Here is a 1,609-nt window from a genome sequence, read left to right on the forward strand (position 1 = left end):
GGGGGTGCGGATAAAAACTTGGACTGTTTTTACGTCACAATGCCAAGACAGTTTCGATATTCGATTGGGCTTCGTGCGCCAAGCGATATCTTGATCCGTTTCTCGTTGTACCACCGAATGTAGCCATCAACTTCATTGATAAAATGCTCGAGTGTGGTGTTCCTCCAATCGCTGGGATAAAAGAACTCCGTTTTTAGCCTGCCAAAGAAACCTTCGCATGCGGCGTTATCTGGGGAGCACGCCTTGCGGGACATTGAGCGCACCAGCTTCGCATCACTGATCCTCGATAGCCAACCCGGCCAGCGATAGTGTGCACCCCGATCAGAATGCACTATTGGCCGCTTATCTGCGCCGGTCACAGTTTCTATGGCGGCATCAAGCATCATATTGACCAATTCCGCATCTGGTTTCGTTCCGATAGACCAACTGATGACCAGACCATCGAAGCAGTCGATGATGGGTGAGAGATACACCTTGCCAGCCGGGATATGGAACTCGGTGATATCAGTTAGCCATTTCTCATTCGGCGCTGTGGCCTGGAAGTCGCGATTAATAAGGTTCTCGGGTGCCGGACTGATTTCTCCCAGATAAGAGCGGTATCGCCGCCGCTTTGGCGTGGCAACGATCAGGTTCTCCTGTTTCATCAAGCGCTGCACAACCTTCTCTGAGATTGTAACGGATTGTTTGGCTAATGACGCCTGTAGCCTGCGGTAGCCATAGCATCGACGGTTAAGTTCAAAGATTTCGGTGATGTTCTGACGTATAGTGAGGTACTTGTCGGTCACCCTCATACGGGCTCGATGATAAAAATATGAACTGCGCGCCAGTCGCAACTGAGCAAGCAGATCGGAGAGTTGATAAAGATCTTTTAGGGCGTCAACCAACAGCGTTTTCTCCCGATTACTCAGGAGTTGCAGATCGACGCCCAGGTCTTTTTTTATGAGTTCGGTCGCTTTCTTCAAAAGGTCGTGCTCAAGCTGCAGTTTCTGAATATCGTGCTGCAGTGTTTCGAGCTGGCGCTCTAATTCTTTTCGCTCTGGCACTGGCGGTGAGTTGTTCTTGCGTTTCATGATTGCGGGAGCCTCCGGACCAAGTAACTGGTTTTTCCAGTTATACAGTGTCGGTCTGCATACGCCGAGCTTTTCGGCCAGGGCCTGCGCGCTTTCTTGCCGATTATAAAGTCCGACGACGCCAGCCTTCTTCAATGCGTCAGGGTATCGTGGACGTCCAGTTCTTCCAGTGACAGCTTTACTAGTTTCGGGAAACGCCTCACGAACCCATGCTGTCAACGTTGCACGACCGGGATAGCCTAAGGCGCGCATCGTTGCAGAAACACAACGACCATGCGTGCGGTAGTGCTCAACAGCCACTTCCTTTTGCGCCTGTGTGAACTTAGGGGCGCGGGGCGCAAATCCTAAACGCAGATCAAGATGGTGCTCATATTCCAGGTACCAGCCTTTCAAAGCATTCTTGCTTGGATAGCCCAACTGGCGAATAGTCGCTTTCGGGCGTTTGCCCAGCTTGATATAAAGCGTAACGGCTCGCATCCGGTCTTCGTAGGAATACATGAACTACCTCCCTGATAGTCCAAGTTTTCGTCCGCACCCCC

Annotated in this window: 1 protein-coding gene; it reads right to left on the reverse strand. The window is 51.4% G+C overall.

From position 1 onward, the window contains the following. Positions 1–29 precede the first annotated feature (29 nt). Positions 30–1,568, reverse strand: coding sequence for an IS3 family transposase (locus tag HWD97_RS24110; RefSeq protein ID WP_371835789.1), 1,539 nt, complete (start codon positions 1,566–1,568; stop codon positions 30–32). Positions 1,569–1,609: the final 41 nt, after the last annotated feature.

Source organism: Ochrobactrum sp. C6C9 (assembly GCF_022627935.1).
GTDB classification, from domain to species: Bacteria; Pseudomonadota; Alphaproteobacteria; order Rhizobiales; family Rhizobiaceae; genus Brucella; species Brucella teleogrylli.